The 315-nt window shown below is 48.3% G+C and carries 1 protein-coding gene; it reads left to right on the top strand.

From position 1 onward, the window contains the following. Window positions 1-315: hypothetical protein (locus tag ACZ3HH_RS29560; protein ID WP_465810070.1), on the top strand; the 315-nt coding region annotated here is incomplete at both ends.

The following is a 315-nucleotide window of genomic DNA, read 5'->3' as shown; positions in this document are numbered from 1 at the left end:
AATTGGTAGACACGCCAGCTTCAGGTGCTGGTGACCGCAAGGTCGTGGAAGTTCGAGTCTTCTTCTGGGCACCAATTTCGAGCTTGAGATTAGATCAATTTCAAGGCTCATACAAAAACCCGCGAAAGCGGGTTTTTGCATTTCAGGCTTCCGGTTTATTAAAATTAAATCAGGGGTTTACAGATCAAAATGCTCTCCGTATAGTGCGCCACATCAACAGCGGCAACGCTTGCGATTATGCCCAGATGGTGAAATTGGTAGACACGCCAGCTTCAGGTGCTGGTGACCGCAAGGTCGTGGAAGTTCGAGTCTTCT

The organism is Pseudomonas sp. PME37.24/025, from assembly GCF_055556615.1.
This window is presented reverse-complemented; position numbering and strand designations above follow the sequence as displayed.